Raw genomic sequence first — 15,438 nt, 5'->3', positions numbered from 1 at the left:
CCTGCTGGTCGAGGGATCTGGCTACTCGGCGGCGGCGTACGCCTCTGCCAGACCTTCTGCGAGCGGCGTCGTCGGGCGGCCGATGAGGCGAGCGAGATCACCCGTGACGAGACCGAGCGCGCCATCGCGCGTGTTGGTGTCGAGCGAGACCACGAAACCGGCCTGCCCCATCGGCAGCCCCGCCTTAGTGAGGATCGTGCGGTGCTCCTTCGACGAGACACGCTTGTAGGTGACCTCACGCCCCACGATGTCGGAGACGACCTGTGCGAGCTCCTCGTATCCCCAGGCGGTGTCGCCCGAAAGCTCGTAGACGCTGTTCTCGTGACCGGGGCCTGCGAGCACGACGGCCGCAGCATCCGCGAAGTCCTTGCGTGAAGCACTCGCGACGGTGCCGTCGCCGAGGCTCGCGATGATGAGCCCCGTGTGCTTCGCCTGCTGGGCGACCTGGACATAGTTCTCGGTGTACCAGCCGTTGCGCAGGAACGAGAACGGGATGCCCGAGTCACGGATGAGCTGCTCCGTCGCCTTGTGCTCGGGGGCGAGCACGAGGTCGCTCGTGTCGGCCCTCGGGGCGCTCGTGTACGCGATGAAGCCGACCCCCGCATCCTTCGCCGCGTCGATCACGTTGCCGTGCTGCTTCACCCTCTGGCCCACCTCGCTGCCCGAGATGAGCAGGAGGCGGTCGACGCCCTCGAAGGCCGCGGCGAGGGTCTCGGGCTTCGAATAGTCGGCCGTGCGAAGCTGCACCCCTCGCTCGGCGAAGTCGGCCAGCTTGGACGTGTCTCGGCCGATCGCCACGATGTCGTCGGGGGCCACGCCCCGCGCGAGAAGCGATTCGAGGACGAGGCGACCGAGGTGGCCGGTTGCTCCTGTGAGGGCGAGGGTCATGACATTCCTTCGAGGTTGTGGTGAACGAGGCTTACATGCGGGCAAACGCGCTGCCCGCCCCGATTCTTCCCTGGACGACCCGCTAAATGACGCGTGCGACCAGAGGAACGCCCGGGCGGTAGGCCAGGTGAACATAGCTGGGGGCATCCAGCACGACGAAATCGGCCCGCGCGCCCACGGCGACACGCCCCACGTCGTGCCGCCACAGCGCCTGCGCTCCGCCGGCCGTCGCCGCCCACAGCGCCTCCGCGGGCGTCATGCCCATCTCGCGCACGGCGAGGGCGACGCAGAACGGCATCGACGAGGTGAACGAGGAACCCGGGTTGCAATCTGTCGCGATGGCCACCGTGACGCCCGCGTCAAGCAGGCGGCGGGCATCCGGATACGGCTGTCGCGTCGAGAACTCGACGCCCGGGAGGAGCGTCGCCACCGTGGACCCCGCCGCGAGGGCGTCGACATCGGCCTCGTTCAAGAAGGTGCAGTGGTCGACGCTTGCGGCCCCGAGCTCGACCGCGAGGCGCACCCCGCCGGATTCGCCGAGCTGCCCCGCGTGCAGGCGGGCGCCGAGACCTCTGGCCTGCCCCGCGGTCAGGATGCTGCGCGCCTGGTCCACATCGAATGCGCCGTCGTCGCAGAACGCGTCGACCCAGCGCGCGTGCGGGGCGCAGGCGTCGAGCATCGCCCCCGTGACCAGCTCGACGTAGCCCGCGGGGTCTCCCGCGAACTCCGGGGGCACGACATGCGCGCCGAGATAGGTGGTCTCTGCCGTGAAGCTGCCGGCGACCATGAGCGAGCGCGCCTCGTCGTCGACGGTCAGCCCGTAGCCGCCCTTGATCTCGACCGTTGTGGTGCCCTGCGCCCGCATCTCGGCGACGAGCCGGGCGGTGTTCGCGGCGAGCTCGGCATCCGTCGCCTCGCGGGTCAGAGCGACCGTGCGGCGTATGCCGCCGGCGGTATACGGATGCCCGGACATGCGTGCCGCGAACTCCTCCGAGCGGTCGCCGGCGAAGACGAGATGGCTGTGGCTGTCGACGAAACCGGGGATCACGCAGCGTCCGCCCGCGTCGATGCGCTCGTCTGCTGCCGGCGCATCCACCCTGTCGCCGACCCACGCGATGACGCCGTCATCCACGATGACCGCGGCGTCGCGACGCTCGGCGGTCAGCGGCCCGCGCTCGGGGTCGTTCGTGACAAGCAGGCCGATGTCGTCGATGAGGATGCTCATGGTCGTCTCCTCAGCCCTCTCGCAGTCTCAGGCCCGCCGCCGCTTCGAGCACGCAGAGCGCGACGAGACGGACCGTGCGCCCGTCCGGTGCATCGGCGCTCGCATCGACCTCGGTCAGGTCGACCGACTCGACGAGCGGATGCCGGGCCGCCTCCCGCGCGGCCACGCGAAGCTCGTGCGCGCTGATGCCCCCGGGCACAGCGGCCGGGCAGGCGGGGGCGACCGCGCGATCACAGGCGTCGACATCGAGGTCAACGTGGATCGGCCCTCCGGCGGAACCGGCCACCTCGAGCGCCTCGGTCATGACATCCGCCATGCTCCGACCGTGCAGCTCGTCACGATGCACTACCGTCACGCCAAAATCTTTGGCCCGTCGGGCGTATTCCGCCGAGTTGGCGAAGTCGGAGATCCCGATCTGCACGACCCGGCTGCCATCGAGACCCGCCTCGATGAGCCGGCGCACGGGCGAGCCGTTGCTCACACCATCGCGCAGGTCGTGGTGGGCGTCGACCGTCACGAGCCCCGCCGTGCCGATGCGCGCGCCCCAGGTGCCGAGCGCTGCGGGCACCGTCGCCGCGTTGTCCCCTCCGAGGGCTACGAGCAGGCGCGCCCGCACTGCGGCGACCGAAGCGATCGCGGCGCGCTCATCAGCATCCGGATCGATGACGTCACCCCAGTCGGCGACAGTGAACGGCGCATCCGGGGCTCCCCCGAAATGCTCGCTGTAGTAGCGCAGCGCCGCGCGCACGGCGGCCGGAGTGAGACCCGCGTTCGTCGGCGAGAGCGAAGTGCGCCAGGTCGGGATGCCGATCAGGCCGAGGTCGACGGCCTCGCCCTCGGGCGCAGGCCAGCCGCCGGCGCGCGGCCACAGCGGGTCGGAGGAGAGTAGGCCTGAGGACAGGGGGCCAGCGGACAGGGGGTCAGCGGACAGGGCCATCAGGATTCCCTCATCGGGATGCGCACCCCGAGCCGCTCCGCGGTGTCGATCGCGTCGTCGTATCCGGCATCGGCGTGGCGGAGCACCCCCATCGCCGGATCGTTGCTGAGCACCCGGGCGATCTTGCGCGCGGCAAGCTCGGTGCCGTCGGCGACGATCACCTGACCGGCGTGAATGGAGCGGCCGATACCGACACCGCCCCCGTGATGGATGGACACCCAGGTGGCCCCCGACGAGGTGGTGACGAGCGCGTTCAGCAGCGGCCAGTCGGCGATCGCATCCGAGCCGTCCTTCATGGCCTCCGTCTCACGATACGGCGACGCCACGGAGCCGGAGTCGAGGTGGTCGCGCCCGATGACGACAGGCGCGGAGAGCTCACCGGAGGCGACCATCTCGTTGAACCGCAGCCCCGCCCTGTCGCGTTCCCCGTAACCGAGCCAGCAGATGCGCGCCGGCAGCCCCTGGAACTGCACGCGCTCCCCCGCCATCCGAATCCACTTCGCCAGTGACTCGTTCTCGGGGAAGAGCTCGAGGATCGCCCGGTCGGTCGCGACGATGTCGGCCGGGTCCCCGCTGAGCGCCGCCCACCGAAACGGCCCCTTGCCCTGTTCGAACAGCGGCCGGATGTACGCAGGCACGAAACCGGGGAACGCGAACGCATCCGCAAAGCCCGCGGTCTTCGCCTCCGTGCGGATGTTGTTGCCGTAGTCGAACACCTCCGCCCCCGCACTCTGGAACCCGACCATCGCCTCGACCTGCCGGCGCATGGAGCGGCGCGCGGCATCCGCAAAGCCGTGCGGGTCAGCCGTGCGCGCATCCGCCCATTCCTCGAAGGAGAACTCGAGCGGCAGATAGGCGAGCGGGTCGTGCGCGCTCGTCTGATCGGTGACGATGTCGATCTCCGCACCCATCTCGAGAAGGCGCGGGAAGACATCCGCAGCATTGCCCAGCAGGCCGATGCTGAGCGGCTTCTTCGCATCACGGGCCTCATAGGCGAGCTTCAGCGCATGCTCGAGCGACTGCGCCTCGACATCCAGATAGCGATGCTCGAGACGCCGCGAGATGCGTGAGGGGTCGACGTCGACGCAGATGGCGACGCCGTCGTTCATCGTGACAGCGAGCGGCTGCGCGCCACCCATGCCGCCGAGCCCGCCCGTGAGCGTCACCGTGCCCTGCAGCGAACCGCCGAAGCTCTTCGCGGCGACCGCGGCGAAGGTCTCATAGGTGCCCTGCAGGATGCCCTGGGTGCCGATGTAGATCCACGAACCGGCCGTCATCTGGCCGTACATGGTCAGCCCGAGCTGCTCGAGGCGGCGGAACTCGTCCCAGTTCGCCCAGTCGCCGACGAGATTTGAATTGGCGATGAGCACGCGCGGCGCCCACTCGTTGGTACGCAGCACCCCGACCGGTTTGCCGGACTGCACGAGCATCGTCTCATCGTCTTTGAGCGTCGTCAGGGTGCGCACGATCGCGTCGAAGCTGTCCCAGTCGCGCACGGCCTTGCCCGTGCCGCCGTAGACGACGAGGGCATCCGGATGCTCGGCGACCTCCGGGTCGAGGTTGTTCTGCAGCATCCGCAGAACGGCCTCCTGCTGCCACCCGAGCGTGTGCAGCTCGGTGCCACGAAACGCCTTGACGGGGCGCGCTCCTGCGCTCATACGAGCTCTCCTCCCTGTTCTGTGACGACGGATGCGGCGGCCGCCAGAAGCGAACCGTCGAGCACCATCTCGTGCGCGGCCGCGATCTCGGGCGCCAGGTAGCGGTCCCCTCCTGCGGGCCCCGGCACCCGCGTGCGCAGCCGAGCACGGACGGCGGATGCCACGGGGCCCGGCTCGATCGGGGCGCGCAGGTCCATCGCACGTGCCGCCGTGAGCAGTTCGATCGCGACGACCCGCCCCAGCCCGTCGATGGAGCGCCGCAGCTTGCGGGCGGCGCTCCACCCCATCGACACGTGGTCCTCCTGCATGGCGCTCGATGGGATGGAGTCGACGCTCGCGGGTGCAGCGAGGCGTTTGAGCTCGCTCACGATTCCGGCCTGGGTGTACTGCGCGATCATGTGCCCGGAGTCGACGCCCGGATCATCCGCCAGAAACGCATTCAGACCGTGATTGCGGGCCACATCCAGAAAGCGGTCGGTGCGACGCTCGCTCACGCTCGCGAGATCGGCCACGGCGATCGCCAGGAAGTCGAGCACATAGCCGAGCGGGGCGCCGTGGAAGTTGCCGTTCGACTCGAGGCGGCCATCCGGGGTCACGACGGGATTGTCGATGGCCGACGCCAGTTCGCGCCCGGCGACGGATGCCGCATGGTCGATCGTGTCGCGCACCGCGCCGTGCACCTGGGGCGCACAGCGCAGCGAATACGCATCCTGCACCCTCGTGAATCCCTCCGGCCTGCTCAGCATGGGCGACCCGGCCAGCACCGCGCGCATGTTCGCCGCCGAGTCGCGCTGACCCGGATGGGGCCGCAGCGCCTGCAGATCTGCAGCGAAGACGGCACCGTTGCCCGTGAGACCCTCGACACTCATGGCGGCCGCAAGATCCGCCGTCGTGACGAGCGCGCGCAGATCGGCGAGGGCGAGCACCAGCATGCCGAGCATGCCGTCGGTTCCGTTGATGAGCGCGAGCCCCTCCTTCTCGTGCAGCTCGAGCGGGGCGATGCCCGCTGCGGCCAGAGCATCCGCGGCGGGCGACAGGGTTCCGGATGCATCGCGCACGTCGCCCTCGCCCATCGCCGCCAGCGCACAGTGGGCCAGAGGTGCCAGGTCGCCCGAGCATCCGAGGCTGCCGTACTCGTAGACGACGGGCGTGATGCCGGAGTTGAGCATGGCCGCGTAGGTCTCGGCGACGACCGGACGCACACCCGTGCGACCCGTCGCGAGCGTCGAGAGGCGCAGCAGCATCGTGGCGCGCACGACCTCCCGCTCGACCTCCGGCCCGCTGCCGGCGGCATGACTGCGCACAAGCGACCGCTGCAGCTGCACCCGCCGCTCGACCGGGATGTGCTTGCTCGCGAGCGAACCGAAACCTGTCGACACGCCGTAGTGGGGGCGAGAATCGGCGGCGATCGCATCGACGATCGCCCGGCTCGCCGCCATCGCATCGAGCGCCGCAGCACCCAGCTCGACGCGCGCACCCTCGCGTGCCACAGCGACGACGTCGGCGAAGGACGGAGCACCGATGTCGAGCGTGACGGGTTCTGTGCCCACGGTGGGTGCTGTCGCTGTGCGGAGTGTCATGCCTCCCATCAGACACCGCGGATGCGCGTTGCGGCAGACTGAAACCGTCAGTAGTGTCTGGGATACCAGACAATGGGAGGCCTCATGGGCACCGTTCCCGCCGCGCGTGACACTCTGCGCGTCATCCGCCTGCTCGCCGCCCGCAGCGGCCCCGTGCGCGCGGCGACGATCGCCCGCGAGCTGGGACTGCCGCGCTCCTCCACCTACCAGCTGCTGCGCACCCTGCAGGACGAGGGCTTCGTCATCCACTCGCCCGAACATCAGGGCTACGCGCTCGGCGCACTGCTCGGCGAGATCGGCTCCTCCGTTCTCGCATCGAACACGCTCGCCCGCCTCGCCGGCCCCGTACTCGAACGGCTCGTCGCCGAGACGAAGCGCCCGCTCGTGGCCCACCTCGGCCTGCTGCAGCACGACGACGTCGTCTACGCCTCGAAGATCGCGGCGGCCCGCGCGCCCGCCGTGGTCACGAGCATCGGGGTTCGGCTGCCCGCCCATCTCACCGCGACGGGGCGCTCCATGCTCGCGGCGCTGCCACCCGCCCAGTTCGAGGCCATCTATTCGGTAGACGCGCCCCTGCCGCGGCGCACCTCACACGGCCCGTCGACGACCGCCGAGCTGCAGCGGATGCTCGAGGAGACCCGGGAGCGCGGCTGGGCCACCGAGGATGGTGACATCACGCTCCCCTATGCCTCCGTCGCGGCGCCCGTGCTTGACCACAATGACTACCCTGCGGCATCCGTCGGCCTCACCTTCAGGGGAGCATCCGTCGACGATGCGGAGCGGATGCGTCTGGGTCGCGCCGTGCGCTCCGCAGCCGAGACGCTGAGCCGCCGCATCCGGGGACGCGCCTAGTTTCGCCTGCCCCGCCCGAGGCTCAGGCCTGTGCGCGGCGCAGCATGCGCTCGGCGTGGCGGATGACCGGCTCGTCGACCATCCGTCCGTCCAGCTTGAACGCGCCGCCGTGCTGGGCCGCCGCCTCCACGACGTGGCGCGCCCAGGCGACCTCGTCGGGGTTCGGCCGGTACGCCTCGCGGATCACAGGAACCTGGCTGGGGTGGATGCAGGCGGTCGCCGTGAAGCCACTCGCTGCGGCATCCGTCGCCTCCGCCGACAGCCCGTCCGTGTCGGAGATGTCGACGTGCACCGCGTCGATCGCCGCCTTGCCCTGCGCGCCGGCGGCCAGCAGAACGCTCGCCCGCGCGTGGCGGGCGACATCCCGATAGGAGCCGTCCGGGTGCCTGCTGCCGGTTCCGCCGAGCGAGACGATGAGGTCCTCCGCTCCCCACATGAGGCCGACGGCGTTCGAGGCGGCCGCGATGCGCGGCGCCTCCTGCACGCCGATGGCGGTCTCGATGAGCGCGATGACCGCATAGTCGGCGAGCGGCAGCAGCTCCCTCTCCGATTCGGCCTTGGCCAGCATCACCGTGCGGTAACCGGTCTGGGCGAGCGCGGCCAGATCGGCGGCGAAGTGCTCGCCGTCGGCCCGGTTGACGCGCACGATGGTGCGGGCCGGGTCGAGCTTGACTTTGAAAAGGCTCTCGCGGGCGGCGGCCTTCGCTGCGGGCGCGACGGCGTCCTCAAGATCGAGGATGACGGCATCCGCGCGCTCTGCGGCCTTCTCGTAGCGTTCGGGGCGGTCGGCGGGGCAGAAGAGGATGGCAGGACCCATCGCAAATGTCATGGAGCGCACTGAACAAGAGTAGAGCGCACCGCCACCCCCACGACAGTGCCATCGTGGTTGCGGCCCGTGTGTTCGAGTGTGACGATGCCCTGCCCCGGCCGCGACTTCGACAGCCGCTTCGCGAGCACGCGCGTCTCGGAGTACAGCGTGTCGCCGTGAAACAGCGGCGCCGGAAACTCGACCCGCTCGAAGCCGAGATTGGCGACGATCGTGCCCTGCGTCAGCTGGGCGACGGATGACCCCACCATGGTCGACAGCGTCAGCATCGAGTTGACGAGACGCTGCCCGAAGGGCTGCCCGGCCGACCACGCAGCGTCGAGATGAAGCGACTGCGTGTTCATGGTGAGCGTCGTGAAGAGCACATTGTCGGCCTCCGTGATGGTGCGCCCCGGCCTGTGCAGGTAGACGGCGTCCTCGTCGAACTCCTCGAACCAGAGGCCCCGCTGCTCGATCTCCTTCATGGCCTGCCTTTCACGGTCGGAACCCCAGCTCGCGCGCGATCACCATCAGCTGCACCTCGGTTGTGCCTTCGCCGATCTCCAGGATCTTCGCATCCCGGTAGTGCCGCGCGACCGCGTTCTCGTTCATGAAACCGTAGCCGCCGAAGATCTGCGCCGCATCGCGGGCGTTCGCCATGGCGGCCTCGCTGCTGATGAGCTTCGCCAGGCTGGCCTGCATCTTGAACGGCAGCCCGCGATCGAGCCGCAGGGCGGCATCCTGCCAGGCCAGCTGCGCCGAGTGCGCGCGCGACTGCATGCGGGCGATCGTGAAGTTGATGTGCTGGTTCTGACCGATCGGATGCCCGAACACGTTGCGCTTCTTCGCGTAACGGATCGCCTCCTCCAGGCAGCCGTGTGCGGCGCCCGAGCAGAGGGCGGCGAACGCGACCCTGCCCTCGTCGAGGGTCTGGATGAAGTTGGCGAAGCCGCGGCCACGCTCCCCCAGCAGGTTGGCTTCGGGCACGCGCACATCGCGCAGGGTGAGCGGATGCGTGTCGCTGGTGTGCCATCCGACCTTGTCGTAGGAGGGCTCCACGGTCAGGCCGGGGGTTCCGGCCGGCACGATGATGGCGGTGAGCTCCTTCGCGGTGCTGCCGTCGGCGCGCGTCGACTCGCCGGTGACGGCGGTGATCGTCACCAGCCGCGTGATGCGGGTGCCCGAGTTGGTGATGAACTGCTTGGTGCCGTTGATGACCCAGTCGCCGCCGTCGAGCCGCGCTGTCGTCTTGGTTCCTGCGGCATCGCTGCCCGCATCCGCCTCTGTCAGGCCGAAGGCCCCGAGCGCCTCTCCGCGCGCGAGCATGGGCAGCCACTCCTGCCGCTGCTCCTCGGTGCCGCTGCGGTACACGGGCATCGCGCCGAGCCCCACCCCCGCCTCCAGGGTGACCGCTATGGACTGGTCGGCCCGGGCGAGCTGCTCCACGGCGATGCACAGATCGAAATACGGTCGACCCTGCCCGCCGTACTCCTTCGGGAATGGCAGCCCGAACAAGCCCATCCGCCCCATCTCGGCGATGATGTCGTACGGCAGCTCGCGCTTGGTGTCGTACTCGTACGCGGCGGGCGCGACGACGGTGTCGGCGAAGTCGCGCACCTCGTCGCTGAGCGCCTGCTGCTGTTCTGTCAGGTGGTGACCCATCTCAGTTCCCTTCTCCTTCGTGAGGAGCGATCGTGGCGATCACCTGGCCTTGTCTGACCGGGTCGCCTTCTGCGGCGCCGATTGTCACGACGCCGTCGACTGTTGCGAGCAGGCGGTGCTCCATCTTCATCGCCTCGACCGTGGCGACCACCTGCCCTGCCGTGACGCTGTCGCCGGATGCGACGGTGACGGTCACGATGGTGCCCGGCATGGGCGAGCGCACTTCTGGGGCCGCTGCTCCCTTCGGGCGGTCGAGCTGCGCGAGCGTCTCCGCGAGCAGCTCGTGGCGGTGCACGCGCCGGAATCGGGCGGATGCTCCTCCGCGGCCCAGCCAGACCGCGTCGCCGTCGCGGGCGGCATCGAAGCCGTGCGGGGCCTCCTCGGGGACGGGCACCAGCTGCCGCATACCGCTGGTCTCCAGCATGATCTCCGGCGGGCGGTGCCGGCCGAGGCGCCAGCCGTCGCGGCGGTGCCACAGGTCGGGGTGCGGGCCGGGGCGCGGGCCTGCTTGTGCGCTATTCCAAGGCGAGCCGTGCCACAGGAGCGCCGCGGCTGCGGGCAGCGCCTCCTCGCCCAGTGCGCTGAATTCGTGACCCGTCTCGTGGGCGTCGTCGAGCATCCGGCCGATGAGCCCCGTGTCGAGTTCGCCCGCCCCCACTGCGGGGTCGGCGAGCAGCGCGCGCAGGAACGCAATGTTGCTGTGCAGGCCGAGCAGCAGCGTGTCGGCGAGGGCACGGTCGAGGCGGCCGAGAGCCTGCGCGCGATCGGCACCCCACGCGCTGATCTTGGAGAGCATCGGGTCGTAGTCGGCGGTGACGGGCATGCCCGCGTAGAGCGCGCTGTCGACACGGATGCCGTCACCGCTCGGCTCGCGGAGGGAGAGCGCGGTGCCCGTCGACGGCAGGAATCCGGTGTCGGGGTCTTCGGCGTACACGCGGGCCTCGATCGCGTGACCGCTGAGCGCGACATCCGACTGGGCGAAGCCGAGCGGCTCCCCTGCCGCGACCCGCAGTTGCTGCTCGACGAGGTCGAGCGGACGCCCGGCGATCGTGCAGACGAGCTCGGTCACGGGATGCTCCACCTGCAGCCGGGTGTTCATCTCCATGAAGAAGAACTCCTCGGGCCGATCCGCCGAGACGAGGAACTCGACCGTGCCGACGCCCGTGTAGCCTGCGCTGCGTGCGACGTCGCAGGCTGCCAGCCCCATCCGCTGCCGCAGCCCCTCGTCCGCACCAACGAGCGGCGAGGGCGACTCCTCCACGACCTTCTGGTGCCGGCGCTGCAGAGAGCATTCGCGCTCGCCCAGATGCACGACGCCGCCGTGCGCATCCGCAAGCACCTGCACCTCGATGTGGCGCGGCCGCGACAGGAACCTCTCGACGAGCAGCGCATCGTCACCGAAGGCCGCGCGGGCGATTCGGCGTGCCGTCGCGAGCGCATCCGGCAGCCCGGCAGCGTCGTCGACGAGCTGCATACCCTTGCCCCCGCCACCGGCAGACGGCTTCACGATGAGCGGATAGCCCACAGCATCCGCGGCCACCGCGAGCTCGGCATCGGACATACCCGGCTCCCCCGCGCCCGGGATCACGGCCACGCCGTGGCCTGCGACATGGGCCTTCGCGCGCATCTTGTCGCCCATCAGCTCGATCGCGGCAACGGGCGGCCCCACGAACACGATGCCGGCCTCGGCGCAGGCGCGCGCCAGCTCAGGACTCTCCGAGAGGAACCCGTACCCCGGATGCACCGCATCGACCCGCTCTGCCCGCGCGGCCGCCATGACCGCAGCGACGTTGAGATAACTCTCGCGGGCGGGGGCCGCGCCGAGTCGCACAGCGGCATCCGCCATCCTCACGTGCAGGGCGTCGCGATCCGCATCACTGAAGACGGCGACCGAACGGATGCCCAGGGCCTGCAGCGTGCGGATGACACGGCACGCGATCTCCCCGCGGTTGGCGACCAGCACCGAGCCGAAGCGGCTCATCGATTTCGTCACCGCGTCACATCCTGAACAGGCCGAAAGCCGGATCGGGCAGCGGTGCTCCCGCGCACACGCCGAGCGCGAGGCCGAGCACCCGGCGGGTGTCTGCCGGGTCGATGATGCCGTCATCCCACAGCCGGGCCGTCGAATAGTAGGGGCTGCCCTGCCGCTCGTACTGCTCGGCGATCGGCTGCCGGAACGCCGCCTCATCCTCGGCAGACCACTCCTCGCCGCGCGCCTCCAACTGCTCGCGCCGGATCGTCGACAGCACGGCCGCCGCCTGCGGGCCACCCATCACGCTCACGCGTGCCGCGGGCCACATCCACAGAAAGCGGGGGCTGTAGGCGCGCCCGCACATCGAATAGTTGCCCGCGCCGAAGGAGCCGCCGATGACGACCGTCAGCTTCGGCACCCGCGTCGTCGCCACCGCCGTCACCATCTTCGCGCCGTGCTTGGCGATACCGCCCGCCTCCGCATCCCGACCCACCATGAAGCCCGAGATGTTCTGCAGGAACACGAGCGGGGTACCTCGCTGGTCGCACAGCTCGATGAAATGGGCGCCCTTCTGAGCGGACTCGCTGAACAGAATGCCGTTGTTCGCAACGATGCCGACAGGATGCCCATCGATGCGAGCGAAACCCGTCACGAGCGTCTCCCCGTAGCCGGCCTTGAACTCATGGAACTCGGATGCGTCGACCAGCCGAGCAATGACCTCGCGCACGTCGTACTGCCCCTGCACATCGACGGGAACAGCCCCGTACAGCTGCGACTCGTCGACCAGCGGCGGCCGCGATTCGAGCCGCTGCCAGGCATCCGGAAGCGGCGCGGGCAGCGTCTCGACGATGTCGCGCATGATCTGCAGCGCGTGGTCGTCGTTTTCCGCCAGATGATCGACAACGCCGGAGACGCTCGCGTGCACCTCGCCACCGCCAAGCTCCTCCGCGGTGACGATCTCGCCGATCGCGGCCTTCACGAGCGGCGGCCCGCCGAGGAAGATCGTGCCCTGACCCCGCACGATGACCGTCTCGTCGCTCATCGCCGGAACATACGCGCCGCCTGCCGTGCAGGAGCCCAGCACCGCGGCCAGCTGCGGGATGCCAGCCGCCGACATCCGGGCCTGGTTGTAGAAGATGCGGCCGAAGTGGTCGCGGTCGGGGAACACCTCATCCTGCAGCGGCAGGAACGCCCCGCCCGAGTCGACCAGACAGATGCAGGGCAGCCTGTTCTCGAGCGCGATCTCCTGCGCCCGCAGATGCTTCTTGACGGTGAGCGGATGATAGCTGCCGCCCTTGACCGTCGCATCGTTCGCGATGACGAGCACGGGCCTGCCGTGAACGAGCCCGACGCCGGCGACCACCCCCGCGCCGGGGACCTCGTCGCCGTAGAGGCCGTTCGCGGCGAGCGGGGCGATCTCGAGGAAGGGGCTGCCCGTGTCGAGCAGCCGGTCGATGCGCTCGCGCGGCAGCAGCTTGCCCCGGGCGACATGGCGCTGCCGGGAGCTTTCAGGGCCACCCAGTGCGGCAGCCGCGAGCCGCTCTCGGAGCTCATCGACGAGGGCCGCCTGGGCAACGGCATTGGCGGCGAATGCCTCGCCGCTGGTGTCGATTCGGCTCTGAAGCGTCTTCATTGATCGCTTTCGAAGGTGAGCAGCTTGTGGCTGCAATCGAGTTAATGGTGGCTAACTGAATGCTACGATAACAGAAACCGCGGGTCGAGGGAACGCCCTCCAGAGCCACCCGCTGGTCGAGGTGTCGCGCTCTGGCGCGACAGTCTCGAGACCAGACCAGACCAGACTTGACCAGACCGGCAAGGAGCAGCGATGACGGCGATCCCCCAGGGCGAGGCCGGCACCCCCCGCAGCCAGGCCAAGGCCGAGCGCCGCACCGCCCTGCTCACGGCGGCGGCAGCCCAGTTCGCCGAGCGCGGCTACTCCCGCGTCTCCCTCGAAGAGCTCGGCGCGGCCGTCGGCGTCAGCGGGCCCGCCGTCTACCGTCACTTCAGTGGCAAGCAGGCCGTGCTCACGGAGCTTCTCGTCGGTGTCAGCGCCTCACTGCGTGCGGGCGGACAGGCGGTCGTCGACGAGCATCCGGATGCCGCGGGCACGCTGGCAGCGCTCGTCGCCTTCCACGTCGACTTCGCGCTCGGCGACGCCGACGTCATCCGCGTGCAGGACCGCGACCTCGACAGCCTCGCAGAGGACGCCCGACACGATGTGCGCCGGCTGCAGCGCAGCTACAGCGAGCTCTGGGTCGACGCGCTCGCCCTGACGCTCCCGGAGGCACCGCGTTCGGAGCTGAGAGTGCGAGTGCAGGCCGTCTTCGGGCTCATCAACTCGACGCCGCACAGCGTGCGTGCAGCATCTGCACCGCCCACCCGCGGCGTGCTCGAGGCGATGGCGCTGGCGGCGCTCACCGCGTGAGAGCCCTCACCGCGTGCTCGTGCAGATGCAGACCTCGTTGCCTTCGGCATCCGCCAGCACCCACCAGTTGGGCGCGAACTCGTCGGTCATGAGCGTGCCACCGGCCTCGAGCACAGCCTCGACGCGGGCCTCCGCATCCTCGAATGGAACATAGACATCGAAATGGATGCGATTGCGGTCGAGCCGGGGCGGGTCCATGCGCTGGAACCAGATCTTGGGGGCGACGCCGCGAGGGTCGACGAGGTCGATGCCGTCCTCACCGAGGTCCTGCTCCTCGTAGTCGAAGGCCGCCTTCCAGAACGGGCGGATGCCGTCGGCGTCGACCGTGTCGATTCCGATGTCGTAGCTGCCGGGAACGCGGGTGGCCGCCGTCGCGCCCGCCGCATCGGCGAGTTCCTGGATGCGCTGCGCGAGAGCGAGATCTCTGGCGGTGACGCCGCCCGAATCGTGCGAGCTGAGCACGAAACGGGCGCTGCCCCATCCGAGGCTCACATCGGGGTGGTGGTCGAGGGCGTCTGCCGCCTCGCCGACACGCGCCACGAGTGCGGCCGCGGAGGCGAAGTCGGCGGTCGTGTATGCGGCGTGCAGTGCCCCGCGCAGGTGCACGAACGCCGTTCCGGCAAGCTGCGTCGCCGTCTGCTCTGGGGTGAGTCGCTTCGTGGCGTCGAGATCGTCATCGCTCATGCCCCCACCCTCGTCTCCTCCCCGCCCACGGTCAAGGCCCTGACGCGGCGAACCAGGTCACCATGGGCGCGCATCCGTGCCACAATCACAAAATGACCGCAGCCGCTCTGCTCGCCTTCACGGGCCTCGCCATCGTGCTCGCCCTCACCCCGGGCCCCGACACGGTTCTGACGCTCCGCTTCGCCCTGCGCGACCGCCTGTCGGGGCTGCTCGCCGCGTGCGGCTCGGCGGTGGCCACCATCGTGTGGGCGGTCCTCGTCGCGGTCGGGCTGGCGGCGCTCATCGCGCAGTCGGCCGAGCTGTATCGGGGCCTCAAGATCGTCGGCGGCCTGTATCTCGTGTATCTCGGCGTGCAGGCCATCCGTCACGCCAGGAGCGCCGTCGAGGCCGTCACCGAGACCGCACCGATCGGGCGACGCCGCCGCCCGACCGCAGCCTTCGCCGGCTTCATGTCGACCATGACGAACCCGAAGGTCGGGCTCTTCTACATTGCGGTGCTCCCCCAGTTCGTGCCGCACGGCGACGACGCGCTCGCCCACACGATGCTGCTCGGAGCGATCATGGCGGCGATCGGCCTCGCCTATCTGTGCCTGGTGACGTTCATCGCGGACCGCGCCAACCGTCTGCTCCGGCGACCGCGCGTGACCCTGTGGCTGGAGCGCGCATCCGGCGGCATCCTCGTGACGCTCGGCGTCGGCACGGCGGCATCCACCGTGCTCGACGCCTGAATCCACCCGAGGCCCAAGCCTG

Annotated in this window: 14 protein-coding genes; 3 read left to right on the top strand and 11 right to left on the bottom strand. The window is 69.9% G+C overall.

The window, feature by feature from the left end; translation table 11 throughout:
• Positions 1 to 21: 21 nt before the first annotated feature.
• The 5 genes from FB562_RS03925 to hutH all read right to left on the bottom strand — a co-directional run bounded on the left by FB562_RS03925 (position 22) and on the right by hutH (position 6,288).
• Positions 22 to 888, bottom strand: a complete 867-nt coding sequence (locus FB562_RS03925) for an SDR family oxidoreductase (protein ID WP_141879949.1) — start codon at positions 886 to 888, stop codon at positions 22 to 24.
• 82 nt (positions 889 to 970) lie between these two features.
• On the bottom strand, positions 971 to 2,113 hold the full coding sequence (gene hutI, locus FB562_RS03920) for an imidazolonepropionase (RefSeq protein WP_141879948.1): 1,143 nt from the start codon (positions 2,111 to 2,113) through the stop codon (positions 971 to 973).
• Positions 2,114 to 2,123: 10 nt separating this feature from the next.
• Complete coding sequence (locus tag FB562_RS03915) at positions 2,124 to 3,050, bottom strand: arginase family protein (protein WP_185740451.1); 927 nt, start codon at positions 3,048 to 3,050, stop codon at positions 2,124 to 2,126.
• Positions 3,050 to 4,708: a urocanate hydratase gene (gene hutU / locus FB562_RS03910; RefSeq protein ID WP_141879947.1), complete on the bottom strand. Its 1,659-nt coding sequence runs from the start codon at positions 4,706 to 4,708 to the stop codon at positions 3,050 to 3,052. Before hutU ends, FB562_RS03915 begins: the two co-directional genes overlap by 1 nt.
• On the bottom strand, positions 4,705 to 6,288 hold the full coding sequence (hutH, locus tag FB562_RS03905; protein ID WP_141879946.1) for a histidine ammonia-lyase: 1,584 nt from the start codon (positions 6,286 to 6,288) through the stop codon (positions 4,705 to 4,707). The genes hutU and hutH overlap by 4 nt, the downstream gene beginning before the upstream one ends.
• An 84-nt stretch (positions 6,289 to 6,372) precedes the next feature.
• Between hutH and FB562_RS03900 the strand changes: the two genes are divergently transcribed.
• Complete coding sequence (locus FB562_RS03900; RefSeq protein WP_141879945.1) at positions 6,373 to 7,140, top strand: IclR family transcriptional regulator; 768 nt, start codon at positions 6,373 to 6,375, stop codon at positions 7,138 to 7,140.
• A 22-nt stretch (positions 7,141 to 7,162) separates the two neighbouring features.
• Here FB562_RS03900 and FB562_RS03895 read toward each other — a convergent pair whose 3' ends face one another.
• Genes FB562_RS03895 through FB562_RS03875 form a run of 5 tightly spaced genes read right to left on the bottom strand, consistent with a single transcriptional unit; the run spans position 7,163 to position 13,212 of the window.
• Positions 7,163 to 7,969, bottom strand: coding sequence for an HpcH/HpaI aldolase/citrate lyase family protein (locus FB562_RS03895; protein ID WP_141879944.1), 807 nt, complete (start codon positions 7,967 to 7,969; stop codon positions 7,163 to 7,165).
• Positions 7,966 to 8,430: a MaoC family dehydratase gene (locus tag FB562_RS03890; RefSeq protein WP_141879943.1), complete on the bottom strand. Its 465-nt coding sequence runs from the start codon at positions 8,428 to 8,430 to the stop codon at positions 7,966 to 7,968. Before FB562_RS03890 ends, FB562_RS03895 begins: the two co-directional genes overlap by 4 nt.
• Before the next feature lie 10 nt (positions 8,431 to 8,440).
• On the bottom strand, positions 8,441 to 9,607 hold the full coding sequence (locus FB562_RS03885; protein WP_141879942.1) for an acyl-CoA dehydrogenase family protein: 1,167 nt from the start codon (positions 9,605 to 9,607) through the stop codon (positions 8,441 to 8,443).
• Position 9,608: 1 nt separating this feature from the next.
• Positions 9,609 to 11,588 (bottom strand): acetyl/propionyl/methylcrotonyl-CoA carboxylase subunit alpha, encoded by a 1,980-nt coding sequence (locus FB562_RS03880; protein ID WP_141881070.1) that lies wholly within the window; start codon positions 11,586 to 11,588, stop codon positions 9,609 to 9,611.
• A gap of 16 nt (positions 11,589 to 11,604) precedes the next feature.
• A complete protein-coding gene (locus tag FB562_RS03875) occupies positions 11,605 to 13,212 on the bottom strand; it encodes a carboxyl transferase domain-containing protein (RefSeq protein ID WP_141879941.1) in 1,608 nt (535 codons plus the stop codon).
• Positions 13,213 to 13,404: 192 nt separating this feature from the next.
• On the opposite strand from FB562_RS03875, the gene FB562_RS03870 reads away from it, so the two are divergent.
• Positions 13,405 to 14,004 carry a TetR/AcrR family transcriptional regulator gene (locus FB562_RS03870; RefSeq protein WP_141879940.1) on the top strand — a complete coding sequence of 200 codons (600 nt, stop codon included), beginning with the start codon at positions 13,405 to 13,407 and terminating at the stop codon, positions 14,002 to 14,004.
• Between the two features lie 6 nt (positions 14,005 to 14,010).
• On the opposite strand, the gene FB562_RS03865 is transcribed toward FB562_RS03870, so the two are convergent.
• Positions 14,011 to 14,688 carry a VOC family protein gene (locus FB562_RS03865; protein WP_141879939.1) on the bottom strand — a complete coding sequence of 226 codons (678 nt, stop codon included), beginning with the start codon at positions 14,686 to 14,688 and terminating at the stop codon, positions 14,011 to 14,013.
• A 92-nt stretch (positions 14,689 to 14,780) separates the two neighbouring features.
• Here FB562_RS03865 and FB562_RS03860 point away from each other — a divergent pair, with 92 nt between their 5' ends.
• The gene (locus FB562_RS03860) at positions 14,781 to 15,416 is read left to right on the top strand and encodes a LysE family translocator (protein ID WP_141879938.1); all 636 of its coding nucleotides are present in this window, start codon (positions 14,781 to 14,783) and stop codon (positions 15,414 to 15,416) included.
• Positions 15,417 to 15,438: the final 22 nt, after the last annotated feature.

The sequence above is a fragment of the Homoserinimonas aerilata genome (genome assembly GCF_006716125.1).
Taxonomy (GTDB): domain Bacteria; phylum Actinomycetota; class Actinomycetes; order Actinomycetales; family Microbacteriaceae; genus Homoserinimonas; species Homoserinimonas aerilata.
The sequence above is the reverse complement of the archived record's forward strand: the minus strand, read 5'-3'. Positions and strand labels throughout refer to the sequence as shown.